Source organism: Streptomyces sp. NRRL B-3229 (genome assembly GCF_000719505.1).
In the GTDB taxonomy this organism is placed as follows: Bacteria; Actinomycetota; Actinomycetes; order Streptomycetales; family Streptomycetaceae; genus Streptomyces; species Streptomyces griseorubiginosus.
On sequence record NZ_JOGP01000092.1, the window covers coordinates 1 to 626 of the forward strand.

The window sequence follows — 626 nt, forward strand, 5'->3', positions numbered from 1 at the left end:
GTGTGGACCGCGAGCTGCTGCACTGGAGCCGGGAGACGGGGCGCCCCGATCCCCGGATCACGGCCGCCCTGCGGGAGTTCGAGCGGCTCAACCGCGGCGTCTACCAGGAGGCGGCCCCGGGACTGGCCATGCTGGACCCGGTCGCACGCCCGTGCATCCGCACCGCCTTCGTCCTGTACGGCGGCATCCTGGACGCGGTCGCCGCGGACGGCTACCGCTCGCTGCACCGCCGTGCCGTGGTCCCCGGACGCCGGCGTGCCGCCGTGGCGCTCGACGGCCTCATCCGGGTGGGCGCTGCGCGACTCCGGCACCGCGGGACCGAGCTTCCGCGGTCGCCTGTACGCAGTGAGCCGACGGCCCCCGCCTCCTCGTCCCAGTCCGAACGGAAGATCGCATGAACCCCCGACGACGGGCCGACGGCCCCCGCTACCCCCTCTCCCTGCGGCGCCGCCCGGTGCGCTGGGAGAAGCAGCAACCGACCTGGCGCCAGGCCCGGCCCGGCCTCATCGCCGAGGCCCTCAAGCGGGCCCAGGCCCAGCCGTCCGGCAACTGGTACGTCGTCGGCGCCAGTCGGGACGTACGCCGCGACCGGCCGCTCGCGGCCACGGTGGCCGGGCAGGAAGTGG

At 76.0% G+C, this 626-nt stretch carries 1 protein-coding gene and 1 pseudogene; both read left to right on the plus strand.

From position 1 onward, the window contains the following. Positions 1 to 398 (plus strand): squalene/phytoene synthase family protein (locus IF54_RS0138840; RefSeq protein WP_030327449.1); only part of this gene is annotated, 398 nt, incomplete at its 5' end. After that, a pseudogene (locus IF54_RS0138845) lies at positions 395 to 626 on the plus strand (2Fe-2S ferredoxin); the annotation flags it as partial. The gene IF54_RS0138840 and the pseudogene IF54_RS0138845, both read left to right, overlap by 4 nt.